This is a genomic window from Cupriavidus sp. 05T313, from assembly GCF_056396665.1.
On record NZ_JBFTLX010000535.1, the window covers coordinates 1 to 935 of the forward strand.

Annotated in this window: 1 protein-coding gene and 1 pseudogene; both read left to right on the forward strand. The window is 61.6% G+C overall.

Annotated elements, in window-relative coordinates; translation table 11 throughout:
• Positions 1-34: 34 nt before the first annotated feature.
• Positions 35-295, forward strand: a pseudogene (locus tag AC1DKD_RS41555) (helix-turn-helix domain-containing protein); the annotation flags it as partial.
• Positions 190-909, forward strand: a complete 720-nt coding sequence (locus tag AC1DKD_RS41560) for an IS630 family transposase (RefSeq protein WP_477144776.1) — start codon at positions 190-192, stop codon at positions 907-909. The pseudogene AC1DKD_RS41555 and the gene AC1DKD_RS41560, both read left to right, overlap by 106 nt.
• The last annotated feature ends 26 nt before the right edge of the window (positions 910-935 follow it).

Below are 935 nucleotides of genomic sequence, written 5' to 3' on the forward strand. Positions count from 1 at the left end.
GGTTGCGGCTGCGGTGGGCGTGGCTCGGCAGACGGTGTACACGTGGAAGGCGCGACTGGACGAAGGCGGCATCGACGCGCTGCGCACCATGGCCCGTGGACGGCCGTCGTTGCTCGACGATGCCCAGCGCGAGCAGTTGTGTCGTGCCTTGCTGCAGCGCCCCACCGAGCATGGCTTTGGCACCGAACTGTGGACGCTCAAACGGGTGCGTCTACTCATCGAGCAACGCTTCGGGGTGTCATACAACGAGGCCCATGTCTGGCGCATTCTGGATTCGCTCGGCTTCTCGCCCCAACGCCCAGACCGACGCGCTATCGAACGCGACGAGGACGCKGTGCTGGCGTGGAAGCAAAAGACCTGGCCYGCGCTCAAAAAAARTGTACGCGGGAGCAACGGCTGATCGTCTTYATTGACGAGTCTGGRCTYTCGGAGCGACCCACGCGCGTGCGCACCTGGGCGCCGAAAGGTMAAACGCCAGTCATCCAGTTTCATTTCAACTGGAAACATGTCTCGGCCATCGCGGGCCTSAGTTATCACAACTGCCTGTTCCGCCTTTACGACGGCGCGATCAAGAGTGCACAGATCGTGGAGTTCCTCAAGGCGCTGCGCGCGCACCTCAAGCGCCGCCTGATGATCATCTGGGACGGCGCAGCGCAGCACAAGAGTCGCATCGTGCGCGACTACCTCGATAGCACTGGTGGGGCAGTGCAGATGGCCTTTGTCCCGCCCTACAGCCCGGACCTGAATCCAGTGGAGTATCTCTGGGCCTGGCTCAAGCGCCATGCCCTGGCCAACTTCTGCCCACACTCGCTCACCGAACTCAAAACGACCGCCCGCAATCGGCTGCGCAGCGCACAACAACGCGCCAACATCATTGCCGCGTGCTGGAAGCAGGCCGAGTTGTGGTGATGTCATCATTTATACAAGGATCAATA